The organism is Streptomyces sp. NPDC087215, assembly GCF_044744885.1.
Taxonomy (GTDB): Bacteria; Actinomycetota; Actinomycetes; order Streptomycetales; family Streptomycetaceae; genus Streptomyces.
The window spans coordinates 38,801-65,269 of the sequence record NZ_JBIUZD010000019.1; the positions used below are offsets into that span (position 1 = coordinate 38,801).

Annotated in this window: 23 protein-coding genes; 7 read left to right on the top strand and 16 right to left on the bottom strand. The window is 73.8% G+C overall.

The features are described 5' to 3' along the window. Positions 1–226 precede the first annotated feature (226 nt). A complete protein-coding gene (locus tag ACIO92_RS30995) occupies positions 227–1,552 on the top strand; it encodes a UDP-glucose/GDP-mannose dehydrogenase family protein (RefSeq protein WP_366443787.1) in 1,326 nt (441 codons plus the stop codon). 83 nt (positions 1,553–1,635) lie between these two features. Here ACIO92_RS30995 and ACIO92_RS31000 read toward each other — a convergent pair whose 3' ends face one another. Then, positions 1,636–2,322, bottom strand: coding sequence for a response regulator transcription factor (locus tag ACIO92_RS31000; protein WP_366443788.1), 687 nt, complete (start codon positions 2,320–2,322; stop codon positions 1,636–1,638). Then, a complete protein-coding gene (locus ACIO92_RS31005; RefSeq protein WP_401238245.1) occupies positions 2,319–3,446 on the bottom strand; it encodes a sensor histidine kinase in 1,128 nt (375 codons plus the stop codon). Before ACIO92_RS31005 ends, ACIO92_RS31000 begins: the two co-directional genes overlap by 4 nt. 273 nt (positions 3,447–3,719) lie before the next feature. Here ACIO92_RS31005 and ACIO92_RS31010 point away from each other — a divergent pair, with 273 nt between their 5' ends. Next, the gene (locus tag ACIO92_RS31010; protein WP_401238248.1) at positions 3,720–4,805 is read left to right on the top strand and encodes an alpha/beta hydrolase family protein; all 1,086 of its coding nucleotides are present in this window, start codon (positions 3,720–3,722) and stop codon (positions 4,803–4,805) included. Between the two features lie 52 nt (positions 4,806–4,857). Here the strand turns inward: ACIO92_RS31010 and ACIO92_RS31015 are convergent, their stop codons facing one another. From ACIO92_RS31015 to ACIO92_RS31030, 4 genes are all read right to left on the bottom strand, one after another. After that, positions 4,858–5,781: a membrane dipeptidase gene (locus ACIO92_RS31015; protein WP_402283761.1), complete on the bottom strand. Its 924-nt coding sequence runs from the start codon at positions 5,779–5,781 to the stop codon at positions 4,858–4,860. Positions 5,782–5,919: 138 nt separating this feature from the next. Then, entirely contained in the window at positions 5,920–7,131 is a 1,212-nt protein-coding gene (locus tag ACIO92_RS31020; protein WP_402283763.1) for a dipeptidase, read from the bottom strand. Next, a complete protein-coding gene (gene purE / locus ACIO92_RS31025; protein ID WP_366443893.1) occupies positions 7,128–7,625 on the bottom strand; it encodes a 5-(carboxyamino)imidazole ribonucleotide mutase in 498 nt (165 codons plus the stop codon). Before purE ends, ACIO92_RS31020 begins: the two co-directional genes overlap by 4 nt. A gap of 41 nt (positions 7,626–7,666) precedes the next feature. Then, positions 7,667–8,806 carry a 5-(carboxyamino)imidazole ribonucleotide synthase gene (locus ACIO92_RS31030; protein WP_366443793.1) on the bottom strand — a complete coding sequence of 380 codons (1,140 nt, stop codon included), beginning with the start codon at positions 8,804–8,806 and terminating at the stop codon, positions 7,667–7,669. 188 nt (positions 8,807–8,994) lie between these two features. Here ACIO92_RS31030 and ACIO92_RS31035 point away from each other — a divergent pair, with 188 nt between their 5' ends. Further along, on the top strand, positions 8,995–9,510 hold the full coding sequence (locus ACIO92_RS31035) for a GtrA family protein (RefSeq protein WP_366443794.1): 516 nt from the start codon (positions 8,995–8,997) through the stop codon (positions 9,508–9,510). Between the two features lie 104 nt (positions 9,511–9,614). On the opposite strand, the gene ACIO92_RS31040 is transcribed toward ACIO92_RS31035, so the two are convergent. Further along, on the bottom strand, positions 9,615–10,886 hold the full coding sequence (locus ACIO92_RS31040; protein ID WP_366443795.1) for an ATP-binding protein: 1,272 nt from the start codon (positions 10,884–10,886) through the stop codon (positions 9,615–9,617). A gap of 125 nt (positions 10,887–11,011) precedes the next feature. Further along, the gene (locus ACIO92_RS31045; protein WP_366443796.1) at positions 11,012–11,689 is read right to left on the bottom strand and encodes a response regulator transcription factor; all 678 of its coding nucleotides are present in this window, start codon (positions 11,687–11,689) and stop codon (positions 11,012–11,014) included. Positions 11,690–12,115: 426 nt separating this feature from the next. Between ACIO92_RS31045 and ACIO92_RS31050 the strand changes: the two genes are divergently transcribed. Continuing rightward, positions 12,116–13,636 carry a peptide MFS transporter gene (locus tag ACIO92_RS31050; RefSeq protein WP_402283766.1) on the top strand — a complete coding sequence of 507 codons (1,521 nt, stop codon included), beginning with the start codon at positions 12,116–12,118 and terminating at the stop codon, positions 13,634–13,636. Positions 13,637–13,716: 80 nt separating this feature from the next. On the opposite strand, the gene ACIO92_RS31055 is transcribed toward ACIO92_RS31050, so the two are convergent. The 6 genes from ACIO92_RS31055 to ACIO92_RS31080 all read right to left on the bottom strand — a co-directional run bounded on the left by ACIO92_RS31055 (position 13,717) and on the right by ACIO92_RS31080 (position 18,952). Continuing rightward, positions 13,717–15,114 (bottom strand): hypothetical protein, encoded by a 1,398-nt coding sequence (locus tag ACIO92_RS31055; RefSeq protein WP_402283768.1) that lies wholly within the window; start codon positions 15,112–15,114, stop codon positions 13,717–13,719. A gap of 14 nt (positions 15,115–15,128) precedes the next feature. Further along, entirely contained in the window at positions 15,129–16,178 is a 1,050-nt protein-coding gene (locus ACIO92_RS31060; protein WP_402283770.1) for a hypothetical protein, read from the bottom strand. Further along, a complete protein-coding gene (locus ACIO92_RS31065) occupies positions 16,175–16,999 on the bottom strand; it encodes a hypothetical protein (RefSeq protein WP_401238263.1) in 825 nt (274 codons plus the stop codon). The genes ACIO92_RS31060 and ACIO92_RS31065 overlap by 4 nt, the downstream gene beginning before the upstream one ends. Continuing rightward, a complete protein-coding gene (locus ACIO92_RS31070) occupies positions 16,999–17,694 on the bottom strand; it encodes a peptidase (RefSeq protein WP_366443894.1) in 696 nt (231 codons plus the stop codon). The genes ACIO92_RS31065 and ACIO92_RS31070 overlap by 1 nt, the downstream gene beginning before the upstream one ends. Before the next feature lie 392 nt (positions 17,695–18,086). Continuing rightward, positions 18,087–18,506 (bottom strand): ATP-binding protein, encoded by a 420-nt coding sequence (locus tag ACIO92_RS31075; protein WP_366443801.1) that lies wholly within the window; start codon positions 18,504–18,506, stop codon positions 18,087–18,089. Positions 18,507–18,580: 74 nt separating this feature from the next. Further along, complete coding sequence (locus tag ACIO92_RS31080) at positions 18,581–18,952, bottom strand: STAS domain-containing protein (protein ID WP_366443802.1); 372 nt, start codon at positions 18,950–18,952, stop codon at positions 18,581–18,583. A 223-nt stretch (positions 18,953–19,175) separates the two neighbouring features. On the opposite strand from ACIO92_RS31080, the gene ACIO92_RS31085 reads away from it, so the two are divergent. The 3 genes from ACIO92_RS31085 (at position 19,176) to ACIO92_RS31095 (ending at position 23,775) form a co-directional block, all read left to right on the top strand. Further along, entirely contained in the window at positions 19,176–20,099 is a 924-nt protein-coding gene (locus tag ACIO92_RS31085) for an RNA polymerase sigma factor SigF (RefSeq protein WP_366443803.1), read from the top strand. A gap of 155 nt (positions 20,100–20,254) precedes the next feature. Continuing rightward, positions 20,255–21,451: a DegT/DnrJ/EryC1/StrS family aminotransferase gene (locus tag ACIO92_RS31090; protein WP_402283773.1), complete on the top strand. Its 1,197-nt coding sequence runs from the start codon at positions 20,255–20,257 to the stop codon at positions 21,449–21,451. A 326-nt stretch (positions 21,452–21,777) separates the two neighbouring features. Beyond that, the gene (locus tag ACIO92_RS31095) at positions 21,778–23,775 is read left to right on the top strand and encodes a lipopolysaccharide biosynthesis protein (RefSeq protein ID WP_402283775.1); all 1,998 of its coding nucleotides are present in this window, start codon (positions 21,778–21,780) and stop codon (positions 23,773–23,775) included. Between the two features lie 74 nt (positions 23,776–23,849). Here the strand turns inward: ACIO92_RS31095 and ACIO92_RS31100 are convergent, their stop codons facing one another. Together ACIO92_RS31100 and ACIO92_RS31105 are read right to left on the bottom strand one after the other, a co-directional pair. After that, entirely contained in the window at positions 23,850–24,272 is a 423-nt protein-coding gene (locus ACIO92_RS31100; protein ID WP_366443806.1) for a hypothetical protein, read from the bottom strand. Further along, a complete protein-coding gene (locus ACIO92_RS31105; RefSeq protein ID WP_402283777.1) occupies positions 24,269–26,107 on the bottom strand; it encodes a hypothetical protein in 1,839 nt (612 codons plus the stop codon). Before ACIO92_RS31105 ends, ACIO92_RS31100 begins: the two co-directional genes overlap by 4 nt. Positions 26,108–26,469 lie beyond the last annotated feature (362 nt).

Below are 26,469 nucleotides of genomic sequence, written 5' to 3' on the forward strand. Positions count from 1 at the left end.
CCTTTTTGGGGTCATGGCGACTGTGCAGGCGGGTGGGCTACAATACAAACCCCCACCGGGCGGCCCGGGGGTGTCCCCCCGGGCCCCCCCCCCCCCCCCCCGGGCGGGGCCCCCCGGGGGGGGCCCCCCTTCTCGTACGTCCCGGAGGACGGGCCGCGCCGGGAGTCCCGACCAGGGCAGGACTATGCTCGGGCAGGCATTCGCCCGATCTTCCCTGGAGAACCGCATGGCCCTCAAGATCACTGTGATCGGCACCGGCTACCTCGGCGCCACCCACGCCGCGGCCATGGCGGAGCTGGGCTTCGACGTGCTGGGACTCGACGTCGTCCCCGAGAAGATCGAACTGCTCTCCACCGGCCGGGTCCCGATGTACGAACCGGGTCTGGAGGAACTCCTCGCGAAGCACGTCGTCGGCATCGAGGGATCGACCGGACGGCTCCGCTTCACCACCTCCTGGGAGGAGGTCGGCGCCTTCGGCGACGTGCACTTCGTCTGTGTGAACACCCCGCAGAAGCACGGCGAGTACGCCTGCGACATGAGCTACGTCGACGCCGCCTTCACCTCCCTCGCCGGGGTGGTCCGCGAAGGGGCCCTGGTCGTCGGCAAGTCGACCGTGCCCGTCGGCTCGGCCGAACGGCTCGCGGACGTCCTCCCCGAGGGCGTCGAACTGGCCTGGAACCCGGAGTTCCTGCGGGAGGGCTTCGCCGTCCAGGACACCCTGCGTCCGGACCGGGTCGTGGTCGGCGTCCGCGGCGAGCGGGCCGAGAAACTGCTGCGCGAGGTGTACGCCGTCCCGGTCGGCGCGGGCTCCCCGTTCGTCGTCACCGACTTCCCGACCGCCGAACTGGTGAAGACGGCCGCGAACTCCTTCCTCGCCACCAAGATCTCCTTCATCAACGCGATGGCCGAGGTCTGCGAGGCGGCGGGCGGTGACGTGGCCCGGCTCGCCGAGGCCATCGGCCACGACGACCGCATCGGGGCCAAGTTCCTCCGCGCGGGCATCGGCTTCGGCGGCGGCTGCCTGCCCAAGGACATCCGGGCGTTCATGGCCCGCGCCGGAGAGCTGGGCGCCGACCAGGCGCTGACCTTCCTGCGCGAGATCGACTCCATCAACATGCGGCGGCGCGGCCAGATGGTCGAGATGACCCGCGAGGTCCTCGGCGGGAACTCCTTCCTGGGCCGCCGGGTCGCCGTCCTCGGCGCCACCTTCAAGCCCGACTCGGACGACGTCCGCGACTCCCCCGCGCTGAACGTCGCCGGACAGATACACCTCCAGGGCGGCCAGGTCACCGTCTACGACCCGAAGGGCATGGACAACGCCCGCCGCGTCTTCCCCACCCTGGGGTACGCGGACTCGGCGCGGGAGGCCGTGCGCGGCGCGGACGTGGTGCTGCACCTGACCGAGTGGCGCGAGTTCCGCGAGCTGGACCCGGCGGAGCTGGCCGGGGTGGCCGCCTCCCCGGTGATCCTGGACGGCCGCAACGCGCTGGACGCCGAGCGCTGGCGGGCGGCCGGCTGGACCTACCGGGCGATGGGCCGCCCGCGCGCCTGAGACGCCGGTGACCCGGCCGGAGGTGTGAACCTCCGGGGCGCCGGGCGTCCCGTTCGGGTTCAACCGTCCCAGCCGGGGAGGCGTCAGTCGTCGGCCGGGGGGCCGGCCGCGGTGACCAGGCCCGTTTCATAGGCGATGACGACCAGCTGGGCCCGGTCATGGGCGTGGAGCTTGGCCAGCAGCCGCCGTACATGTGTCTTGACGGTCGAGACGCTCAGCCCGAGGTGTTCGGCGATCACGGAGTTGGGCAGGCCCCGGGCCACCAGGCGGAGGACTTCCCGTTCCCGTGGGGTCACGCCCGCCAGCTCCCGGGCGAGCCGCGGGCGCGGCTCGTGGCGTCCGGCGAACTCGCGGATCAGACGGCGGGTGACCGTGGGCGCGAGCAGGGCGTCGCCGGAGGCGACCACCCGCAGGGCGGTCAGCAGATCGGCGGGGAGGATGTCCTTCAGGAGGAATCCGCTGGCCCCGCCGCGCAGTGCCGCGTACACGTACTCGTCCAGGTCGAACGTGGTGAGGACCAGCACCCGGGTGCCGGTGGCTTCCGGGTCCGCGCAGATGCGCCGGGTGGCCTCCAGTCCGTCCGTGCCCGGCATCCGGATGTCCATCAGCACGATGTCGGGCCGCAGCCGCAGCGCGAGTTCGACGGCCTGGTCGCCGCTGACGGCCTCGCCCGCGACGGTGAGGTCCGGCACGCTCTCGATGAGCAGCCGGAAGCCCGCCCGCAACAGGGCCTGGTCGTCGGCGATGAGAACCCGGACCGGCCGGTTCACCGTGCTGTCCCCGGTCCGCAGGGCAGCCGCGCGTGCACCCGGAAACCGCCCGTCGCCAGGGGACCTGCGGAGAGGGTCCCGCCGCACATGGCCGCCCGCTCCCGCATCCCGATGAGCCCGTGCCCGCCGCCGGGACGCCGGGAGGGCGGCCGGGACGGAGCGTCGTTGACGACCTCGATCTCGACGGCTCCGGGGCCCGTCCGGGACAGGGCCACCCGGCAGTCCGCCGATCCCGCGTGCCGGACGACATTGGTGAGGGCTTCCTGGACGATCCGGTAGACCGCCAGTTCCACACCCGGGGGGAGCGGCGGATACGGGTCGGCGGACAGGTTCACGCGCGGGCCCGCGCCGTCCGCGAGCGCGGGCAGGTCCGCCAGACCGGGGGCGGACTCCCGCTCGGCCCCGTCACCGGGTGATCGCAGGACGCCGAGCATCCGGCGCATCTCGGTGAGCGCCGTCCGGCCCGCCGCCCCGACCAGCGCGAGGGTCCGCTCGGCCTCCTGCGGGCTGGTGGAGGCCACCGCACGGGCGACCTCGGCCCGTACCGTGATGACGGTCAGATGATGGGCCACCACGTCGTGGAGCTCCCGGGCGATCCGCAGGCGCTCGTCCGTCACGGCTTGCCGGGCGGCGAGTTCCGCGTACGACCGCTGCTCTCTCAGCGCGGTGCCGACCAGCCACGGCAGGGTCATCATCAGAGACGCGAAGACGACGCCCGACGCGACCTCGGAGACCGGGACCGGTCGCGGTACGAGGGCCATGGCCGCCGCGACGGCGCCCAGCGAGCAGCCGAGCGCCGTCGCGGACCGGCGCCGCGGTTCCCGCGCCGCCACCGTGTACAGGGCTGCCCCGACGGGGACCCATGACTCCTCCCATCCGGTGAGCGCCAGGGCGCAGACCGCTCCGGCCAGGACCGTGTACAGCACCGGGACGGACCATCTGCGCCGTACCGCGACCGGCAGCCAGACCGCCGCCGCCACGGCTCCCGCGCCCCAGCCACCGCTCCGCGTCTCGCTCGCGCCGAACGCCAGGGCGAGGAGCACGGCCGCGGCCGTGTCCACGCCGTGCCAGTGTCCGTCCCGCAGACGTCTGGCCACCAACGGCCGTGACTCCCCGTCGTCCATGCCGGCCACGCTATCCGGACGGGGGCCCGGGGCCGGTCAGCCCGGAGGACGTCATCTCGGAGGCTGAGTCATCCGCGCGGCTGATGCCCGTCGTACCCTCCTGGGCCGACACGGGGTTCCTCCCCGGGGGCGAAGCCGCCGGGCTCGTCGGGCAGAACAGTGGAGCGTATGAATCGGAGAACACTTCTGTCCTCGTGCGCCGGTCTGGCCGCGGCCGTGATCCAGGGTCCGCTCGCGCCGACGGCCGTCGCGCGACCGCGGCGGGAGGAACCCGTGCGGTTCCACCTGCCCGCCCCGAACGGGCCCTACCCGCTGGGTACGGTCTCGCTGCACCTGGCCGACACCGCGCGGCCGGACCCCTGGGTGCCCTCCCGCCCCTGCCGCGAGTTGATGATCAGCATCTGGTACCCGGCCCGCGGCGGGGCGGCCCGCCCCGCCGTTCCCTGGATGCCTCAGGCGGCGGCCGACCGGTACCTGAGCCTCCTCGGGCTGCCTCCCGGCCGGGTACGGCTGGGCCGGACCCACGGCCACGAGGGCGTTCCCGTCGGCGGCCCACCGGGCCCCCTGCCCGTCGTGCTCTACTCTCCCGGCGCCGACGCGTCACGGTCGTTCGGCACGGGCATCGTGGAAGACCTCGCAGGTCACGGCTTTCTGGTGGTCACCGTCGACCACACCTACGACGCGGCGGCGGTCGCCTTTCCCGGTGGGCGCGTCGAGACGAACCCGGCGGGCGGGATCAGCGACTACGCCAAGGCCCTCGCGGTCCGTACCGCCGACATCCGCTTCGTCCTGGACCGGCTCGCCGTCCTCCGCTCGGGCGGCCACCCCGGCGTCTGCCGCACCCCGCTGCCCGGAGGCCTGCGCGGGGCGCTCGACCTTCGGCGCGTCGGGATGCTCGGCCACTCCCTGGGCGGCGCCACCACCGCCGCGACGATGCTCACCGACGGACGGATCACGGCGGGAGCGAGCCTGGACGGAGGCGCGGCGGGCCCGGTGGTGGACGCCGGGCTCGACCGCCCGTTCCTGGTCGTGGACACCCCGGGCAAGGGCGGCATGGAGAACAACCCCGCCCTGCGCGCGTTCTGGTCGAATCTGCGCGGCTGGCGACTGCGTCTGACCGTACGGGGAGCCGCGCACCAGTCGTTCGGCGACGACGCGCTGATCCTGCCGCTGATCGCCCCTCTCCTGGGCATGTCACCGCGCGAACTGGAGGAAGAGGTCGGGACGATTCCCGGGCACCGGGCACAGGCGTTCCAACGCGCCTATCCGCGAGCCTTCTTCGACCTCCACCTCCGCGACCGGGGGCGGCTGCTCGACGGCCCCTCCCCCGACTTCCCCGAGGTCGGCCACACCCGGTGAGACGCCCCGGAGGGGGTGCGGGACGCCCGCACCCCCTCCTCCCGTCGTACGGTCAGGCCGCCGCGGGCCGGATGCGGTTCGTCCGGGACAGGAACTCCGTCTCGCGCAGCGCCCGGGTGACGTTGGCGTGGGCGAGCCCCACCAGTTCCCGGGCGGGCCAGCCCCGGCGGAGCAGCTCCGCGAAGAGCGGGACGTAGCCGACGGCCGGGGCGGTGGTGCCGGAGAGGCCCGCGCAGTGCGGACCGGCCAGGGCCCGCACCCGGTCGAGGACGTCGGCGACGGCGGCCGGGTCGTCGGTCACGGTGACCATGCAGACCGCGCCGTTCTCGCCGAGGAGGCCGAGGACGTCGTCGGCGAGGCCCTCCGGGGCCGCCCGGGTCAGCAGCGCGGGGGCGCGGGTGACCGCGAGGACCCGGCGGAGCGTGTCCTGGTCGGCGCCCGACAGGTCCACGGCCAGGCCGATGCGGTTCATCTCCCGTACCGCGCCGTGGGCGAAGCGGTCGTAGCGGGTGAGGCCGACGGCCCGTACGCCCAGGGCGTGGTAGGCCCGCAGGGTCGCGGCCGAGCCGCCGAGCGCGTTCCAGCCGACCGGCCCGAGCAGGGCGGCGACCCGGCCGCAGTTGCGGGCGTGGGCCATCTCGGAGGTGGTGTGCGCGAGGCGCAGGTCCTCGGGGCAGGCGGCGACGAGCGCGCGGACCGCGTCGATGCGCCGCAGGGTCCCGACGACGCCGTCGTCGCCGTCCACCCGCAGCGACCAGAACTGGGCTCCGGCCTCCGCCGCCCGGACGGGCGGCAGGTCCTCCGGGTCGAGGGACCGGGGCAGCTCGGTGTGCCCCTCGGTGACGGGCTGGGCGGCCAGCAGGGCACGGGCCCGGCTGGTCTCGTCGGGCGGTGGGGGCGGCTCGGGAGCCTCGGGCTCGCCGCCGGTGGCGGGAACGGTGGGGAGGGGGGCGTGGGCGTCTAGCAGTTCCGCCATGGGGTACTCCGAACTCGGTGATGCAGTACCGCCCCGCCATGTGCGGCGGGGCAGTACCGTCCACCGTGCCACCGGGCCCCCGGAGGAGCGCGGCGGACTGAGCCGTCCGGGTGAGGCGGGGACGGCCCGTACGGCCCGTCAGGCGCCTTGCGGGGCCGGGGTGTCCAGGGAGTCGAGCGTCGCGTTCGACGGGGCCGTACGGCCCTTCAGATCGCGCGAGACGGCCTCCGCGTCCCGGAGCGCGCGGACCGCGTTGGACCAGGTCAGCTTGGCGAGGTCCGGGTGCGACCAGCCCCGGTGCAGCAGCTCCGCGACCAGGTTCGGGTATCCGGCGACGTCGTCGAGTCCGGCCGGGGTGAAGGCCGTGCCGTCGTAGTCGCCGCCGATGCCGATGTGGTCGATGCCCGCGGCCTCGCGCATGTGGTCGAGGTGGTCGGCGACCGTGGCGGCGGTGGCGACCGGGCGCGGCTCCGCTTCTTCAAAGGCGCGGTGCAGCGCCATCGCCCGCTCGGTGGTGTCGAGGTGGTCGAGGCCGTGCGCCCGCAGGTTCTCGTCGGCGCGGGCGGTCCACTCGACGGCCGCGGGGAGGATGAACTTGGGCACGAAGGTGGCCATCGCGACACCGCCGTTGACGGGCAGCCGCTCCAGGACGTCGTCCGGAACGTTCCTCGGGTGGTCGCAGACCGCGAGCGCCGAGGAGTGCGAGAAGATCACCGGCGCCGCCGAGGCGTCCAGCGCGTCCCGCATGGTGGTGGCGGCCACGTGCGAGAGGTCGACGAGCATCCCGCAGCGGTTCATCTCGCGGACGACCTCGCGGCCGAAGGCGGAGAGACCGCCGACGCGGGGCGCGTCGGTCGCCGAGTCCGCCCAGTCGTTGTTGTCGTTGTGGGTGAGCGTCATGTACCGCACGCCCAGGGCGTGCAGCGCGCGCAGGGTGCCCAGCGAGTTGTTGATCGAGTGGCCGCCCTCGGCGCCCTTCAGGGAGGCGATGCGGCCCTGTGCGCGGGCCGCCTCCATGTCGTCCGCCGTGCGGGCGGGCGCGAGGTCGGCCGCGTACCGCTCCAGGAGCTGGTCGACGATGTCGATCTGCTCCAGGGTGGCGCTGACGGCGTCGTCCCCGGCGAGACCGCAGGGCACGTACACCGACCAGAACTGGGCGCCGACGCCCCCGGCCCGCAGCCGGGCGAGGTCGGTGTGGAGGGCGCCGCTCTGGTCGGCGGCGATGTCCAGCCGGTCCAGGTCGTAGCCCGCGCGGCGGCGCAGCGCCCACGGCAGGTCGTTGTGGCCGTCGGCGACGGGATGTGCGGCGAGCAGCGCGCGGGCCTCTTCGAGGCGGTCGGCGGCGCTCATCCGTGGAAACCGAAGGAATCGGCGCTCTCGACCCTGGCCCGGAGCTTCCTGCCCTTCTCGGTGGCCTGCTCGTTCAGCTCCCGCTGGAAGCCGCGCATCCGGTCGAGCAGCGCCGGGTCGTGCGCGGCGAGCATCCGGACGGCGAGCAGGCCCGCGTTGCGGGCGCCCGCGACGGAGACGGTGGCGACGGGAACGCCCGCGGGCATCTGCACGATGGAGAGCAGCGAGTCCATGCCGTCGAGGTACTTCAGCGGCACCGGCACGCCGATGACGGGCAGCGGGGTGACGGAGGCCAGCATCCCCGGCAGGTGGGCGGCGCCGCCCGCGCCCGCGACGATCGCCTTGAGGCCGCGCCCGGCGGCCTCCTCGCCGTACGCGATCATCTCGTGGGGCATCCGGTGCGCGGAGACGACGTCGACCTCGTAGGGGACGTCGAACTCGGCGAGGGCCTGCGCGGCGGCCTCCATGACGGGCCAGTCGGAGTCGGAGCCCATGACGATGCCGACGACGGGGGCGGGGGCGCTGCTCGTGCTGCTCACTCGGTGATCGTTCCTCGCAGGTATCCGGCGGCGTGGCGGGCGCGCTCCAGCACGTCGTCCAGGTCGTCGCCGTAGGTGTTGACGTGACCGACCTTGCGGCCGGGCTTCACGTCCTTGCCGTACATGTGGATCTTGAGCTGCGGGTCCCTGGCCATGCAGTGCAGATACGCGGAGTACATGTCCGGGTAGTCGCCGCCCAGGACATTGCACATCACGGTCCACGGGGCACGCGGGCGCGGATCGCCGAGGGGCAGGTCGAGGACCGCGCGGACGTGGTTGGCGAACTGGGAGGTGATCGCGCCGTCCTGGGTCCAGTGCCCGGAGTTGTGCGGGCGCATCGCCAGCTCGTTGACGAGGATGCGGCCGTCCGCGGTCTGGAACAGCTCGACGGCCAGATGGCCGACGACGCCCAGTTCCGCGGCGATCCGCAGCGCCAGTTCCTGCGCCTGTCCGCCGAGCCGCTCGTCGAGATCGGGGGCGGGGGCGATCACGGTGTCGCAGACGCCGTCGACCTGGCGGGACTCGACGACCGGGTAGGCCACGGCCTGTCCGTGCGGGGAGCGCACGATGTTGGCGGCGAGCTCGCGGACGAAGTCGACCTTCTCCTCGGCGAGGACGGGGACGCCCGCGCGGAAGGGCTCGTGGGCGTCCTCGGGGGTGCGGACGAACCAGACGCCCTTGCCGTCGTAGCCGCCGCGCACGGTCTTGAGGATGATCGGATAGCCCCCGGTCTCGGCGGCGAAGGCCGCCGCGTCCTCGGGGTCCGTCACGATGCGGTGCCGGGGGCTGGGTGCGCCGATCTCGTCGAGCCGGGCGCGCATCACCCCCTTGTCCTGGGCGTGCACCAGCGCGTCGGGCCCGGGGCGGACGGGGACGCCGTCCGCTTCGAGGGCCCTCAGGTGCTCCGTGGGGACGTGCTCGTGATCGAAGGTGATCACGTCACAGCCGCGCGCGAAGTCACGCAGCGTGTCCAGGTCGCGGTAGTCGCCGATGACGACCTCGCTCACCACCTGGGCCGCCGAGTCCTGCGGGGTGTCACTGAGCAGCTTGAACTTGATGCCGAGGGGGATGCCCGCCTCGTGGGTCATACGGGCGAGCTGACCGCCACCGACCATACCGACTACCGGGAACGTCACCCCCTTAGGGTATCCGCACCATCGGGGAACACTCGTCCGGCTGTGCTTTGGCACAACGAAGGGGCGGGTGGGGAGGGGGTTCTTCCGTGGTTTCCGAGGTACACGGGCGGGTGACGGGGGCGCTGGTTAGCATGGTCGGGTTGACGTCATCCGGACGCCACCCGAACGGACGGGACAGAGCCATCACCATGAGTGAACCCGGCGCGCTGCGCACGCGACTCGACCGGCTCGGCCGGGAGGTCGCCAAGTTCGGGCTGGTCGGTGGCGTCGGCGTCCTGGTGAACCTGGCCGTCTTCAATCTGGTCCGCCACTTCACGGACATCCCGATGGTGCGGGCCAGCGTGATCGCCACGGTGGTCGCCATCGTCTTCAACTACGTGGGTTTCCGCTACTTCACGTACCGGGACCGGGAGAATTCGGGGCGGACCCGGGAGATGTCGCTGTTCCTGCTGTTCAGCGCGGTCGGGCTGGTCATCGAGAACGGTGTGCTCTACACGGCGACGTACGGTCTCGGCTGGGACGGCCCGCTGGCGAGCAACTTCTTCAAGTTCTTCGGCATCGGTGTGGCGACCCTGTTCCGCTTCTGGTCGTACCGCACCTGGGTGTTCCGCGCGCTGCCCGCGAAGGAGGCGGTGCAGACCGCCGAATCGTTCCTGGAGCACGCCCCGCGCCAGGCGAGCCGCCGCCAGCCCGACCGGGTCTGACGGCCTTCCAGGGGCTTCCTTCCCGGACCCTCCGGATCCCGCTCGGGCCTTCCGGTGGCGCCTTCCGGTGAGACCCGCCCGTCACCGTACGGAGCGCGGCCCCGTCACCGTACGGGCCGTTCCCTGGGGGTGTCGGAGACGCTCCGGACCTCGCGGCTCAGGAAGAGCGCGAAGACCGGCGGCTGCTGCTGGAGCAGTTCGAGACGGCCGCCGTCCGCCTCCGCGAGGTCCCGGGCGACGGCCAGTCCGATGCCGGTGGAGCTGCGGCCGCTGACGGCCCGCTCGAAGATCCGCGCGCCGAGGTCGGCGGGGACGCCGGGGCCCTCGTCGGTGACCTCGATCACCGACTGGTTGCCGGTGACCCGGGTCCGCAGGGCGACCGTGCCGCCGCCGTGCATGAGGGAGTTCTCGATGAGGGCGGCGAGGACCTGGGCGACGGCGCCGGGGGTGCCGACCGCCCGCATCCCCTGCTTGCCCGAGTGGACGATGGCCCGTCCGGCGCTGCGGTAGGCGGGCCGCCACTCCTCGATCTGCTGCTTGACGACCTCGTCGAGGTCGAAGGCGACGGCGGAGCCCGTCCGGGGGTCCCGGGAGTTGGTGAGCAGCCGTTCGACGACGTCGGTGAGCCGCTCGACCTGGGTGAGCGCGATCGTCGCCTCCTCCTTGACGGTGTCCAGGTCGTCGGCGAGGGCGACCTCCTCCAGGCGCATGGAGAGCGCGGTGAGGGGGGTGCGGAGCTGGTGGGAGGCGTCGGCGGCGAGTCTGCGCTCGGCGGTGAGCATCCGGGCGATGCGCTCGGCGGAGGCGTCGAGGACATCGGCGACCCGGTCGAGTTCGGGGACCCCGTAGCGCTTGTGGCGGGGGCGGGGGTCGCCGGAGCCGAGGCGTTCGGCGGTCTCCGCGAGGTCGGTGAGCGGGGAGGCCAGCTTGTCCGCCTGCCGTACGGCGAGCAGGACGGCGGCGATGACGGCGAGCAGCGCCACCGCGCCGATGATCATGAGGGTCCGGCCGACCTCGGCGGTGACGGCGGAGCGGGACTCCTCGACGGTGACGGTCTCGCCGCGCTCGCCCTCCGCGAAGCCCTTGAGGACGTCGCCCCTGGGGCGGGTGCCGATCTCGATGGGGGAGCGGCCGGGGATGTCGATGACGGCGTACCGCTTGGCGCCGCTCTGCTCGGCGAGGATGTCGGGGTTGACCGGCTCGCCGCCGATCAGCCGGCTGTCGACGATGGAGACGATCCGCAGGGCCTCCGAGTCGACGCTCTCCTGGGCGCTGCTGGTGATGGTCCGGGTCTCCACGATCACCAGGGAGACGCCGAAGACGGCGATGACGACGAGCACCACGGCGAGCGTGGAGTTGATGAGGCGGCGGCGCACGGTGCGGTGTCAGCTCTTTCCGGGTCCGGGTCCGGGCCCCCGGGCGGCGGACCCTGACGGTCCGGCCGTTCCCGTACGGGCCCCCGACGGTCCGGCCCTTCCCGGGCCGGACCCTGGCGGGCGGGTCAGCTCTTCTCGAAGCGGAAGCCGACGCCCCGGACGGTGGCGATGTAGCGCGGGTTCGCCGCGTCGTCGCCGAGCTTCTTGCGGAGCCAGGAGATGTGCATGTCGAGGGTCTTGGTGGAGGACCACCAGGTGGTGTCCCAGACCTCGCGCATCAGCTGGTCGCGGGTGACGACCCGGCCCGCGTCCCGGACCAGGACCCGGAGCAGGTCGAACTCCTTGGCGGTGAGCTGGAGCTCCTCCTCGCCCATCCAGGCGCGGTGCGACTCGACGTCGATGCGGACGCCGTGGGTCGAGGGGGCGACGGCGGGCTCGGTGGCGCCGCGCCGGAGCAGGGCGCGGACGCGGGCGAGGAGTTCGGCGAGCCGGAAGGGCTTGGTGACGTAGTCGTCGGCGCCCGCGTCGAGCCCGACGACGGTGTCGACCTCGTCGGCGCGCGCGGTGAGCACCAGGATCGGGACCGTGTGGCCCTCGGCGCGCAGCCGCCGGGCGACTTCGAGTCCGTCCATGCCGGGCAGTCCGAGGTCGAGCACGACCAGGTCGACACCGCCCTGGAGTCCGGCGTCGAGGGCGGACGGGCCGTCCTCGCGGACCTCGACCTCGTACCCCTCTCTCCGCAGGGCGCGGGCCAGCGGCTCCGAGATGGATGCGTCGTCCTCGGCGAGCAGTACACGGGTCATGGGGTGATGGTAGTCCGCGCGGGTGCCGGGCCGGGGCGTGATCGGCCGGGCCGGAAGAACGCCTGCGGATCTTGTGGTGGTCGCGCGCGAGACCTTCGAATGTTCCCATTCGGTTGCATCATCCCCTGTGATCCATCTCTCAAGTCCTTCCATATCCGACAGTGTCGTGTCGTATGGTGGCGAGACGTCTGTAGCGGTACACGGGGACCTTTGGCCAGTTTCGTGAGCCAAGGTCCTCTTCTGCGTGAGGTCGGCCTGCCGCACCTTGGAAGACAGTGAATGACCTGTGGGCCGGGTTCCGGGACGCGACGACGCGTCCCGGAGCGTGGATCCCGGTGGGGCCGCCCGCGGCGCCACCGGTGCCGGCCTCCCCCACCGGGCGCACCACGCTCACAAAGCGCGCGTCCCGACAGAGCAAGGATCGACATGGCGTCCAGCCTGACGACGGCTTCGAACGGAACCCCTGGTTCCGAGAAGACGTTCCTCGGCCACCCCCGTGGTCTGGCCACCCTCTTCTTCACCGAGATGTGGGAGCGCTTCTCCTACTACGGCATGAGGGCCCTTCTCGTTCTGTACCTGGTCTCCGGCGGCGCGGACGCGGCCACCGGCAGCCAGGGCGGCGGCCTCGCCATGACCGCCGCCACGGCCACGGCCATCTACTCCGTGTACGTGTCGATGGTCTACCTGATGGCCATGCCCGGTGGCTGGTTCGGCGACCGCGTCTGGGGCGCCCGCAAGACCGTCGCCATCGCCGGTTTCGTCATCATGGCCGGTCACGCCTCGCTGGCCCTGCCGGGCCAGGCGATGTTCTTCGTCGGCCTCGCGCTCGTCGCGGTCGGCTCCGGTCTGCTCAAGGCCAACATCTCCACGATGGTCGGCCACCTGTACGACGGGCCGGACGACCCGCGCCGCGACGGCGGCTTCACGCTCTTCTACGTCGGCATCAACCTGGGTGCCTTCGTGGCCCCGTTCGCCGTCGGCACCCTCGGCGAGAAGGTCAACTGGCACCTGGGCTTCGCCCTCGCGGCCGTCGGCATGGGCGTGGGCCTCGCCTGCTTCCTGGCCTTCACCAAGAGCCTGAGCCCGAAGAGCAACGTCGTCCCGAACCCGCTCACGCCGGAGGAGCGCAAGGGCGTCCTGGTGAAGGCGGCGCTCGTCGTCGCCCTCGCCGCCACGTTCTACGGGGCCGTCGTCGCCCTGGGCATGTACACCCTGAAGTGGGCGCTCGTCCCGATCACCCTCGCCGGTCTGATCATCCCGGTCGCCGTCCTGGTCCGCATCAAGCGCGACAAGGAGCTCGACAAGTCCGAGCAGTCGAAGATGACCGGCTACATCTGGTTCTTCGTCGCCGCCGCCGTCTTCTGGATGATCTACGACCAGGGCGGTTCGACGCTGGCCCTGTTCGCCGACGGCAAGACCGCCGACAGCGTCTTCGGCTTCGGCTTCCCGGCCACCTGGTACCAGTCGCTGAACCCGCTGTTCGTGATGTCGCTGGCCCCGGTCTTCGCCTGGCTGTGGCTCTGGCTGGCCCGCAAGAACCAGGAACCGAGCACCGTCGTGAAGTTCGCGATGGGCCTGGTCCTGGTCGGCGCGTCCTTCTTCGTCTTCATCGTCCCGATGAACATGGCGGGCGACGGCACCAAGGTCTCCCCGATGTGGCTCGTCTCGATCTACATGATCCAGACCATCGGTGAGCTGTGCCTCTCCCCCGTGGGCCTCTCCGTCACCACGAAGATGGCGCCGCAGAAGTACGCCTCCCAGATGATGGGTGTCTGGTTCCTCGCGGTCACCGCGGGCGACTGCACCACCGGCCTGCTCTCGCTGGCGGGCGTCGACCTGAACGGGACGGGGGTGATCGCGATGGAAGCCTCCTTGGCCGTCTTCGCGGGCTTCGCGATCTTCATGTACCGCAAGAAGGTCCAAGGCCTGATGGGAGGCGTCCGCTGACGCCTCCCCCGCCCGCGGTACGGCCGTGAGGGCCGTCGCACCCGTCCGGTGCGGCGGCCCTCCGCCGTTCCCGCCCCGCGTCAGCGCCTCAGCCGTGCCCACGGGGTGAAGGTGAAGACCGCGCCGCCGAGCAGGATCACCGTGCCCGCGACCAGGGCGAGGGCGCGCAGGGCTCCGGCGTCGTCGGCGCCGGTGTGGGCGAGGTCCCCGCCGCCGGAACCGCCCGAGCCGCCCGGGGTCCCGGATCCGCCGGACGCCGTGGAGCCGCCGGACGTACCGCCGGTGACCCCGCCCTCCTGCTTGCTGGTGTCCAGCGTGAGGGAGGTCCGGACCGCGCCCTTGACCTGGCACGGGATCTGGATCTTGGAGCTGCCGAGGGTGACGTCGATGGTCAGCGTGCCGGGGCTGAGCGTGGCCTTGCCGGTCGCGCCGGGCCGGTACGTGCCCTTCATGTCCGGCAGGTTCACCGGGTCGCCCATGTTCAGGGCGGTCGCGTTGGGCGGTCCCGTGACCGTCACCGTGCCGTTGTCGGCGCCGCCGACCCTGACCGCCATGGAGGCCTTGAGCGCCCCGGCGGGCAGCGGGGCGGGACTGTCCATGACGCCCTTGGCCGTCTTGACCGTGAGGGCGTAGCCACCGCCGTCGCGCCGGGCGTCGATCGTCACCTTCGAGTTGATGGCGGCGGGCCCGGGGGCCTGGCAGCTGAAGGAGACGGAGACCTCCTTGCCGGGGAAGGAGGTCTGGCCGCCGCTTCCCCCGGAGGAACCGCCGGAGGTGGTGGCACCGCCCGTGGTGGCACCCCCGGAGGTGGTACCGCCCGTGGTGGTCGTGCCGCCCTTGGTGGTGCCGCCGGACGTGGTCGCCCCCGTGGTGGTCCCGCCGGTCGTCGTCGTGCCGCCCGATGTCGTACCGCCAGACGTCGTCGTGCCGCCAGACGTCGTCGTGCCCCCGCCGTCCTTGACCTTGATGGTCGCGCCGACCGGCGCCGCCGCCTTCGGGGCGCACTTCGTGTCCGTGGACAGCGGCTTGGACACGTTGATCGTGTACTTGTCCGGGGTGAGCGTGACCTCGCCCGCCCTGGTCAGTTTCAGCTTCCCCTTCATCTCGGGCAGCACCATCGGGCTGTTCTTGGGGATCGGCGGGTTCTGCCGGGGACCCTCCATCGCGACCGTGCCGGTCGCCGCGCCGCCCACGGTCAGGACACCGGTCGGCTTGACCGTGTCCTTCTCCAGGTCGAGCACGTCGGGGTTCTTCGACGCGGCCTGCACGGTCTTCCAGACGATCTCGACCTCGTCGCCGACCTTGGCCTCGGCCGGTGCGGTGACGAGCACCTTCGTCGTGCCCTGTACGGGCGGAAGCCCGGAGATCGGCGGCGGGACGCACTCCGTCGCGTACGAGATCTCGGCGGCCCCGGCGGGACCGGCGGAAATCAGGATCCCCGCGCCGCCGAGCACCAGCGCGATCCCGGCCGCGCTCATCCTCCGTTGCGTACTCACGCATGTCCCTTCGTCGTCGGGCTGCTCTCTGGGGCTGACGGTGCGGAGTCAGGACTGAACCACGGCAGGACCGCGGTGGTCTCGGGGTCCCCCGGCTCGCGGGGAACGGGCCCGGCGGGGGTGCGGGGACGGCGCCGGACGGCGGGGGATCCGGCCCCCGCCGGGGAGCGGACGGGCCGGGCGCGGACGGGCCGGGCGCGGTCCACGACGGCCATCCCGATCCGGAACAGCGCGGCCGGGACGACCACGGCGAGCAGCAGCCAGAAGAGCGTCACGCCCCACGGCCTGCCGACCCCCCACGGCTGCTCGACCAGGACCTTGTCCGCGTACGTCACGGAGACCTGGTAGTCGCCGTGCGCGCCCGCCGCGAGTTCCACCGGGAGCCGCACCCGGGCCTTCTTGCCCGGGTCGACCGTGCCGCGCCACCTGCGTTCCTCGTACTGCGGGGCGAAGACGCCGTGGCCGCTGCCGACCTGGAAGACGGGGTCCTTCACCGGCGTCGGACCGAGGTTGCCGACGGTGAAGACGATCTCCCGGGAGGGCGGCGCCCCGAACCACACGAGCAGTCCGCCGGAGCCTTCGAGCCGGGCGGCGTCGAGGACGGCGAGCCGCCCGTCGCCGGAGGCCTCGGGGAGCGGGGCGGTGGGGTGCCCGGCGACCGCGAACGCCCGGTCGACGGCGTCCTGCGGTCCGGTGACCCCGGCCACGTGCACCACGCACGGGCAGGGCTTGGGCGGTTCGACGACGGGCAGCTTCGCGCTGAAACCGCCCCGGGCGTCGACGGTGGCGGCCCGGCCCTCGGCGTTGGCGCAGGAGTTGGTGCCGCCGACGACTCCCTTGCCGGGGGCGCCCTGACCGCAGATCAGCAGCATGAGCAGCGAGCCCGGCCGCCAGCCGCTGCCGCTCACGGTGATCTCGCCGCCCTTGCCTCCCTCCGCCGCCGACAGCTCCACGGCCGGGCCGGGGGCCGCGGTCACGGGCGCGCCGGGCAGCAGCGCGAGGGCCAGGGCCGCGAGGAGGGCGGCGGCCGTACGGATCGTTCTCATGGTGTCGCTCCCGCCGGGGCTCGTGGGGTACGGGTCGGGGCGCGCCGCCGAAGTGCCCGTACGGCCCCGGCGGTCGCCGCCAGGAGCAGTCCGGCGGCCCCGGCGAGCGCCGGGCCGGAGGCGAAGGCGGCCCCGGCGCGGGCGGTGGCGGGGCTCGCGCCGGGGGCGGTGGCGGTCAGCAGGACGGTGACGGAGTCGAGCGCGGGCGGGTCGGGCCAGGCTTCGGCGCGGGTGGTCCGCTCGCCGGGGCGGAGGGTCACGGGCAGCGGGCGCTCCGGCCGCTCCAGGAGGGTGCCGAGAAGCCCTTCGGCCCGTACGGCGAGCCGTGGGGCCAGGACCGTGCTCCCCCGGTTGACCAGGGTGTAGCGCAGGGTGCCGGTGCCGGTGTCGACGCGGACGTCCTCGACGGTGAGCGCGGCGAGGCGCGGGCCGGGGACCCGCAGCCGCAGGTCGACGCGGACCTCGCGGCCGTCGGCGACGGCCCGTACCGTGCCGCGGTGGTCACCGGGCGGGGTGTCGGCGGTGACGGTGACGGCGAAGGGCACGTCGGCGCGGGTCCTGGCGGGCACGGTCACGGACGGCGCGGCGAAGGCCACGGGGGCGCCGCGCCCGCTGAGGCGCACGGTGAGCGGCCGGGCGCCCGGATTGGTCAGGGACAGGGTGTCCTGGAGGACGCTCCCGGCGGGGCCCTCCAGATAGACGTACGGGCGTCCGGCGGCGGGCGCCGCCGTCCAGGCCGGGTCCCCGGGGGGAGCGGCCGCGACCACGCCGCAGAGGGCGGTCGCGGCGGCCACGAGCCCCGGGCGCGCCGCCGCCCGCATCAGCGTGCCGTGCGCCGCGTGAGCCAGAGGACTCCGGCGGCGCCGGTCAGCAGGACGGTGCCGCCGAGGGTGCCGAGGGCCACGGCGGAGTCGAGGGGGCCGGTCCTGGGCAGTTCGGCGCCGGTTCCTCCGGAGGTTCCGGGGTCGTCGGCGGGCGGCGGGGCGTCGGAGCCGCCCGCCGCACCGGTCACGTCGAGTACGAGCGAGGGCTTCGGGCTGTTCCCGGGGGTGCAGACGGCGGCGTCCATCCCGAGTGCGTGCACGGTGAGGGTCCCGGCGGTGAAGGTGACCTTGCCGTTCTTCTTCGGGGTGTACGTGCCGGTCAGGGTGCCGATGGAGATGGGGGTGTCGGGCGGGATGGCGGCGGTGTTGGGGGTGCCCTTGACCTTGACGGTGCCGGAACCGGCGCCGCCGAGGACGAGTTCGGCGCGGGGGGTCATGACGCCCTTGGGGAGTTCGACGGGGCTGTCGGAGACGCCCTTCTCGAAGGACATGGTGATCGTGTACGAGCCGCCGTTCTTCACCGCCTTGATGTCCACGGGCGAGACGGCGCTCTTGGGGCCGATCTTGGTCTCGCAGGCGTAGTTGACGTCGACGACGGCCGCGTGGGCGGCCGGGGCGGCGGTCAGCACGACCGCGCCCGTCACCGTCGCGGCGGCCGTGAGCGCGGCGGCCGTTCTCCTTCGGTTCGGCACCTTGGACACCGGTAACACCCCTCACCGCAACGTAACTGACGGTCTTTCAGATTGGCCGTCAAGGTACGCCGGAGACCCCGCGGAGGGAAGGCAGGGGAACGGGTGGAGTTGTGAAGGTCCTCGGAGCGTCCGGGGGAGCCGGACGGGGGAGCCGGACGGGAGAGCCGGACGGGAGAGCCGGACGGGAGGGGTGCGGGGAGGCTCCCGGCCGGGCGGGGGCCGGGCGGGGGCCGGAACGAGAGGAGGGCCGGGGGCGGACCGGGAGAGGGCCGGAGGAGAACCGGAGGTGGCCGGAGGCGGGGCCAGGGGCGGACCGGAGGGGGGCCGGAAGGGGGCCGGAGGCGGGCCGGAGGCGGGCCGGGGCGACCGGTGGAGCCTCTCGCGCTCGACTCCTAAGCGGGTGAGGACAGTTCGGCCCAGACCGTCTTGCCCGGGGCGCCGGGGGTGCGCTCGATGCCCCAGTCGAGGCAGAGGCGCTGCACGATGAACATCCCGTGCCCGCCGGGCCGCCCCGAGCGGTGCGGGGTGCGGGGTGCGGGCTGCCCGGCACCCCGGTCGGTGACTTCGAGGCGCAGCACCTTGGGCAGCCGCAGGACGCGGAGGCGCTCGGGGCCCTCGGCGTGCAGACAGGCGTTGGTGACGAGTTCGGAGACGACGAGCAGGACGTCCTCGGCGGCGGCCCTGCGGTCGGCGGTGGCGGCGGGCAGCCAGCCCCACTCGTGGAGCGCGGTCCGCGTGAAGTCGCGGGCGAGCGGCACGGTGCCGCTGGTCTCGCCGAGGGCGAGGGTCCGGACGTCGGAAGCTTGGTCCATCAGCGCTTCACCTCACCGATCGACGGGACAGGGGCAGGACGTGGGCCGTGCGGGAGAACGGTACGGTTCCGGGCTCAGCCGCCGGGCAGCGCCGTGGCGAGCGTCTCGTGGAGGGTGAAGACCGCTTCCGCTCCTGTGATGCGGAACACCCGGGCCACCGCGGGGCGCATCGCCACCAGATGGACCCCGCCGCCCGCCGCCTCCGCCCGCAGCCGGGCGGCGAGCAGCACGTTGAGTCCGGTGGAGTCGCAGAACTCCAGGCCCGAGCAGTCCACGACCAGCCGGGACCGCCCCGCGTCGAGCGCCCCGTCGAGGGGGTCGCGCAGCAGGTCGGCGGTGTGATGGTCGAGTTCGCCGGACGGGGCGAGGAGTTCGCTCGCGCCCACGGTGCGGACCTCGACCCGCAGCCGCGCGGGCGGTGCGCTGCCGATGTGCTCGCGGTCCATGGCCGTGCCTCTTCTCGCTCTCGCGGATGCCGACTGACGTGTCACGAACCCTACAAGCGAGACCCCCTTCCGTGCACACGAGGTCCACCACAAACCAGGACAAAGTGAATTGTCGACACTTGCGGGCCCCCGTGTCGAACAGGTAGGGCTAGTAAGGAACATCCGACACGACCGGCTTCGGAGGCGCCGCACACCGCAGCAGAGAACCCCGCGAAGGAGACCCATGTCACCCCGGCTCGACGCCCCGCGTACCCCCGACGCGCCGTCGGCAGCAGTCACCCTCGACCACCCGGCCGGCCCCCCGGCTCCCACCACCGGCCACCCCGCCGACCAGATCCTCGGCGAGCTGGCCGAGCGCCCCCTCGACCGTGTCGGACCGGTCGACGCGCGGGCCCTGTCGAAGCAGCTCTTCGCCCGGCTCGCCGAGCTGGAGGAGGGCACCCACGACCACGCGTACGTCCGCAACACCCTCGTCGAACTCAACCTCGCCCTGGTGAGGTTCGCGGCCTCCCGGTTCGGCAGCCGCAGCGAGCCGATGGAGGACATCGTCCAGGTCGGCACCATCGGCCTCATCAAGGCGATCGACCGGTTCGAGCTCAGCCGTGGCGTGGAGTTCCCCACGTTCGCGATGCCGACCGTCATCGGCGAGATCAAGCGCTTCTTCCGCGACACCTCCTGGTCCGTGCACGTGCCCCGCAGGCTCCAGGAGCTCCGCCTCGACCTCGCCAGGGCGGGCGACTCGCTCGCCCAGCGCCTCGACCGCTCCCCCACCGTGGCCGAACTCGCCGAGGAGCTGGGGATCACGCCCGAGGAGGTCGTCGAGGGCATGGCCGCGAGCAACGCCTACACCGCGAGCTCGCTGGACGCCCAGCCCGACGAGGAGGACGGCGGAGGCGGTGAGTCCACGCTCGCCGACCGGCTCGGCTACGAGGACCACGGTCTCACCGGCATCGAGTACATCGCCTCCCTGAAGCCGATGATCGCCTCGCTGCCCGCCCGCGAACGGCACATCCTCTCCCTCCGCTTCGTCTCCAACATGACCCAGTCGGAGATCGGCACGGAGCTCGGCGTCTCCCAGATGCACGTGTCCCGGCTGCTCTCCCGCACCCTCGCGAAGCTCCGCCGGGGGCTCACCCTGGAGGAATGACCTCCACCGCCTCCCCCGAGCCGCCGAACCGGCCGCGGAAAGGGCCCGTCCACGGTCTGCCGACCCGGACGGGCCCTTCCGCGCGACCGGAGGCCGCTGTTGACGCGCCCTCCGGATCCGGGCCACATTGAGCCCGGGGCTCAGGGGGGAAACACATGCATTCTGCGTACGCGGACCTGGAAGGACGTATGCGCGGGCGGCTCGGGGGCCGGGAGTGCCTCTACGTGCCGTCGTGCCGCTTCGGCCTCTACCTCGCGCTGCGCCACTGGTGCCCGCCCGGCGGCCGGGTGCTGATGTCGCCGGTCAACGACGACGTCATCCTCTTCGTCGTCCTCGCCGCCGGGCTGCGCCCCGTCCAGGCGCCGCTGGACCCGCTCGACGGCTCCCTCGACGTCTCCGCCGTGCCCGACACCGTCTGGCGCGGCCTGTCCGCCGTCCTCACCACCAATCTGTACGGCAACCCCGACCCGGCTCCCGAACTCCGCGCGCGCTGCGACCGGTTCGGCATCCCGCTGATCGAGGACGCGGCCCACGCCATCGGCTCCACCGTCGGCGGGCGCCCGGTCGGCGGCCACGGCGAGGCCTCCGTGTTCAGCCTCTCCAAGCACGCCGCCGCCAGGACCGGCGGCTTCCTCACCTTCGCCGACCCGGCCCGCCGCGCCGAACTCGCCGCCACCCGGGACGCGTTGCTCCATCCGACCCGCGCCACCGCCGAACTCGCCCATCTGGCCCGCCCGTACGCCGAGTCCGCGCTGCGCGCACTGCGCCTCACCGGAGCCGCCCGCGCGGCCTTCCGGCTGCTCGGACTGGACGAACGGGCCGGGATCCGGATGCCGTTGCGCCCCGACGAACTGAAACAGGCCCTCCCCGAGGCCCCCGCCCTCGACCCCTTCCACTCCTGGGTCCGGGTCGACCTGCACGACTACCGGCTGCGGCCCGGCCCTGGCAGGCTCCGCCGCACCGCCCGCGCGCTCGCCGCGCTCGACTCCGTGCTCGACGCCCATCTGGCGGGCACCGTAAGGCTGTCGGCCAGCGAGTACGCGGACGGGCGGACCGGAGGAAGGGCGCCGCAGCCGCTGTTCAGGGTGCCGCTGCTCGTCACGGACCGGGACGCGGCCGTCGCCGCCCTCGCCCGGCACCGGATCACCACCGGCTACCTCTACGATCCGCCGCTCGACACCTACGCGGGCGAGGTCTTCACCGACCCCTCCCCCGATCCGGCACCCGCCGCCTGGTTCGCCCGGCACGCCCTGCCGGTGGACCCGCGCCGCGCCGACCGGGCCCTCGCCGTCCTGCGCGCCTCGGGCATCGCCCCGGCCCGGCCCCCGGCCCGCCCCGGCGGCGCCCGGTGACCGACACCGTACGGATGCCGGGCCAGGAGGAGACCGGCACGGGCCCGATGGAGAACGGCTCGCCGCCCGCGCGCCGGGGGACGGAGGACGGCCCGGCGGACGGGGGGCAGGACACGGCCCCGGGCCGATCCGGCCCCGGCGGCTCCGGAACCGGCGCCGGATCGGGCCCCGGCTCCCACGACGGCCCCGGCCCCGGCCCTGCATCCGGCCCCGGCCCCGGCCCTGCATCCGGCCCCGGCCCCAGCCCCGGCTCCAGCCCCGGTCCCGGCTCCGGTCCTGGTCCTGGTCCCGGCTCCGGCTCCGGCTCCGGATCCGACGAGCGCTCCATGTTCCGCAACGCGTACGCCCTGATGCTCTCCACCGGTGTCTCCGCCGCCCTCGGCCTCGGCTTCTGGCTGGTCGCCGCCCGCCACTACTCGGAGGAGGCCGTCGGCCAGGGCTCCGCCGCCATCGCCGCCCAGCGGCTCCTCGCCTCCCTCACCGCGACCACCATGATCGGCGCCGTCGTCCGGTACGTGCCCCGGGCCGGCCGCGCCACCGGCCCCCTCGTCCTGCGCCTCTACCTGGTCAGCACCGTCGTCGTCGCCGTCGCCTGCGGCGGCTTCCTGCTCACCCTCGACTGGTGGGGCCCCTCGTACGCCCCCCTCGGCACCCTCTCCGCCGGGATCTTCTTCACCGCCTCCTGCGTCGGCTGGGCGCTCCTCACCCTCCAGGACGGCGTCCTCACCGGGCTCAGACGGGCGGTCTGGGTCCCCGTGGGCAACGCCGTCTTCTCGCTCGGCAAGCTGGTCCTGCTCGTCGTCCTCGCCGCCGGAGTGCCGGTGCTCGGCGTCTTCGTCTCCTGGTCCGCCGCGATCGCGCTGTCCGTGCTGCCGCTGGGCTGGCTCCTCTTCCGGCGGCTCATCCCCCGGCAGGCCCGCGCCGACCGCGACCGCGAGCCGCCCCGGCTGCGCGAGATCGGCCGCTTCATGGCCGGGGACTCCGTCGGCGCGCTCTTCAGCCTCGCCATGATCAACCTGCTGCCGGTGATGGTCGCCGTCCGCTTCGACGCCGCCCACAACGCCTTCTTCTACACCGCGTACACCGTCGGCGGCACGATGGAGTTCATGGCCATCAACATGGCCTCCTCGCTCACCGCGCACGCCTCCCACAGCCCCGAGTCCCTCGCCGAGGGCGTCCGGGGCGCGCTGCGCCGGATGGCGCTGCTCCTCGTCCCCGTCGTCCTCGTCCTCGTCGTCCTCGCGCCGCTGGTCCTCGCCCCCTTCGGCGCCGACTACGCCGAGCAGGGCACGACCGTGCTCCGGCTGCTCGCCGCCGCCGCGCTCCCCCGTGTCGTGGTGGAGCTGTACATCGGCGTGCTGCGCGTGCAGGGCCGTACCGGCGTCCTCGCCCTGCTCCAGGGCGCCATGTGCGTCCTGGTGCTGGGCGGCGCGACGCTCCTCCTCGGGTCCGTCGGCATCGCGGGCGCCGGAATCGCCGTCCTCGTCTCCATGACGCTGATGGCGGCGGTGTCGGCGCCCGGCCTGCGGGCCGCGCTCAAGGGGCGGGCCGCCCCCGAGCCGCCCCGGGAGACCGCGCGGGCGAAGCCGCGCGCGGAGGACGGCTACGGCACCGACTGGGCCCGGGAGAGCGCCTATCTGCGGGGGGCGCACGACTCGGTGACGCCCGCGTTCGGGATTCCCGTGTACGTGGCGGGGCCGGACGGCGACGGCACGGCGGGCCGGACGGCGCCCCCGGCCCCTCCGGCGGGAACGGCCGCCCCGGACCGGGCGGCGCGGTTGCTGTGGCCGCTCCTCGCGGTGACCGCCGCCCTGTTCTGGCTCCCGCTCGTCCGGTCCGGCGCGCCGGTCGTGACGCACCTGTCGGGGACGGAACTGCTCGCCGCGCTACCGACGCCGACGCTGGGCGCGGGGCTGCTCCTCGTCGCGCTCCAGGGCGTGTCCGTCGCGCTGCGGGGCTTCCGGCCGGTCTTCGCCGGAGCGGTCCTGCTGGCCACCTTCCTCGCCCTGCACACCGCGCCCCCGCTGCTCGGGCTGCGCCCGGCGGACGCGGCGGGACCCGGCGCCGCGCTCCTGGGCGGCGGGGCGGACCGGGCCGCCGCGCCCATCGCGCTCCAGGCGCTGTGCCTGCTGCTCGTGGTGGTGCTGCTGCGGGTGGCCGGGGCGGGCCCCCGGGTCACCGCCGGGGCGGTGTGGGTCCTGGTCTGGGCGGGCTGGGCGGGCCAGCAGGGCTTCGCCGCGGCCCCGCTCCCCCTCTTCCTCGGCCTGGCCGGGGGCACGATGGCGGTGTGCGCGTTCCGCGGCCTGACCTCGGGACGTGCCTGACGCCGTGCCCGGACCGGCCCCGGGCGCGTACGGGGACGGGCCCGGCGCGCTTCCCGTCCTGAACGGCCCCGGCGTCACCGGTCGTCGCCGGTACCCCGTGTCCGGAACCGGAACGTCCCGGAACCCTCCGGCTCGGCCGCGCCCCGGGTGGCGGCGGGCAGCGGCAGGCCCGGCAGGAAGGCGACGACGGTGGTGAAGACCGCGAGCGGCACGAGGAACGCGGGCACGGAGAAGCTCCCGGCCAGGAAGAGCAGGGTGGCGACGAGCGAGGCGAGGGAGAGGCTGATCGGCGCGGCCAGCGCGAACGACTCCAGCCGGGCGCCGGGCCGCAGCCCGCGCGGCTGCGGGTGGAGCAGGGCGGCGCCGGGCCCGAGACAGACGAAGACCAGTACGGCGAGCCAGCGCGGCGGCGAGCCGTCCGGCAGCAGGGTCGCCGCCAGGGCCACCCACCCGGAGGCCGCGACGGCCGCCCTGATCCGGTTCGGGGACGCGTTCACGGTGCACCGCCTGGAGTGGAAGTGGTCTGAGCGGAAGGGGACTTGGGCGCGGAGGGGGTCTTCGGGGTGTACGCGAGGACGATGCCGTACGGCTCCTCCTCGACGGTCGTGAAGAGCGGGGACGCCTTCAGCCGGGCGCGCAGGACCGCGAAGCCGCCCGGGGGCAGCAGCCCCTCACCCGCCGTGTAGATGTCCTGGGTGCGGGTGAGGACGATGTGCGCGGTGGTACCGCGCGGGATGCGGTCGGCGAGGTAGCGGGCCGGGTCCGCGAGCATCTTCTCGTTCTCCGGCAGCTCCTGCTCGGCGAAGAACCAGTGCTCGACCCGGTCGTAGCGGTGCAGCGCCTGGGGGAAGGACCCGGAGGTGGCGAGGAGCAGACCGCCCTCGGGCAGCCGGTCGATGGCCCGGGTGACGAGCCGTGTCTCGGCGGGCGGGGTGTAGTACATCGCGTCCTTGCCGTAGTACGCGGGGAGGAACCCGGCAAGGAGCACGACGAGGACGACCGGCAGGGCCACCGCCGTCGCCCTGCGGCGGACGACCGCGCCCCGGCTGCGGCGGGCCCCGGCTGCGGCGGGCACGAGCGCCGCGGCGGCGAAGAACGCGGCGCCCGGCAGCCCGAACAGATAGACCCGGAACAGCATTTCGCCGCCGTAGTCGTTGACGGCGAAGAGCGGGACGGGCGCGGCCGAGACCAGCAGGAGCGGCAGCGCGCCCCGGGTCAGCCTGCGGCGGGCGAGCACGGCGACGCCCGCGAGCAGGACGATGGCCAGGGCCATGGCGATCCCGGCCCGGCCCGCCAGCTCGGGCCCGGGGCCGGTGAGCTGCCCGGCGTATCCGGCGCGCGAGTTCTGGGTGAGCCTGCCGATCGACTCGCGCAGGGTGCCGAGGGTCTCCATGAACAGCGGCCTGCCCATGGTGAGGTCCCAGAGCAGCATCAGCCCCGCCGCGACCGCCAGCAGGCCGTGGTTGCGGTAGCGGCGGGTGAGGGTGAGCGCGGCCAGGGACATGCAGAGCATCACCGGGGTGAGCTGGTGGACGGCGTTGACCGCCAGGATCAGCGGGGCGAGGATCGCCACGCAGACCGCCCGCTGCCGGGTGGTGGTCGGCGGCGGCACGGTCGCCGCCGCCGGGTCGAGGTGCGCCCGGTCGCGCAGCCGCCCCGCCGAACCGGGCCGCACGAAGTGCCGCAGCACGACGGCGATCACGGTCAGGTGCAGGATGTACGCGAGGCCCTGCGGCGCCAGATAGTCCTGGCCGACCCAGTTGGCGAGCTGGAAGATCCACACGGCGGTCCACACCAGCCGCCAGTCCTCGGTGAAGGTGCGGTAGATCAGCACCAGCACGGGCAGGGCGATCAGACCGAGCGCGATCGGCGCCCAGTTGAGGTAGGCGGCGGTGCCGTCGACGCCGAAGGCGCGGACGAGGCCCGCGTTCAGGGTGAAGAAGCCCGGCCACTGGTCGTAGGCGGACATGTTCCCGGACAGGGCTGCGTGCGGGCGCAGTTCGCCCGACCCGAGGAGGGTGTTGACGACGGCGTCGTGCTTGGACGCCCAGGGGTAGCGCGCGGAGTCGTACAGCACGGCCGGGACGGCCTTGAGGGCGACGAGCAGCGCGACGCAGTAGACGAGCGGCCAGCCCGGCGAGGTCCCGGCGCGCCGCAGCGTGACCAGGAACCCGGCGGTGAGCACGAGCAGGGACGCGTAGAACGGGACGGGCAGCCGGTCCAGGAGCCCGTAGTCGGCCATGGAACGGAAGTCGGTCAGGGGCAGGGCGAGGCCCCAGAGCCCGAGGCCGAGCACCAGGAGGGCGGGCGGCAGCCAGGGGAGGTCGGGCATTCCGGTGCGGGGCGGGCGCGCCCCGGCCGGGCGGGCGGACCCTCGACGGGGGTGCGGACCCGGGTCGGGGGCGGCGGGTCGCGCGGGCACGCCGCCTCCGGTGACCGGTCCTGGCCCATGGTGCTGCACGGTTCCCTCTCCCCCACCGGCTCCCCCGGTGGGGTGGGAGACGGCGCCTCGGTCCTGTGTTCCGGTGCGGTGTTCCGGTGCGGCGGGTCGGCCCTGTGTGCCGGTGCCGTGTGCCGCGTATCGATGCCGTGTGCCGGTGCCGCGTATCGGTGCTGCGTATCGGTGCTGCGTATCGGTGCTGCGTATCGGTGCTGCGTATCGGTGCTGCGTATCGGTGCTGCGTTCGGCACCGT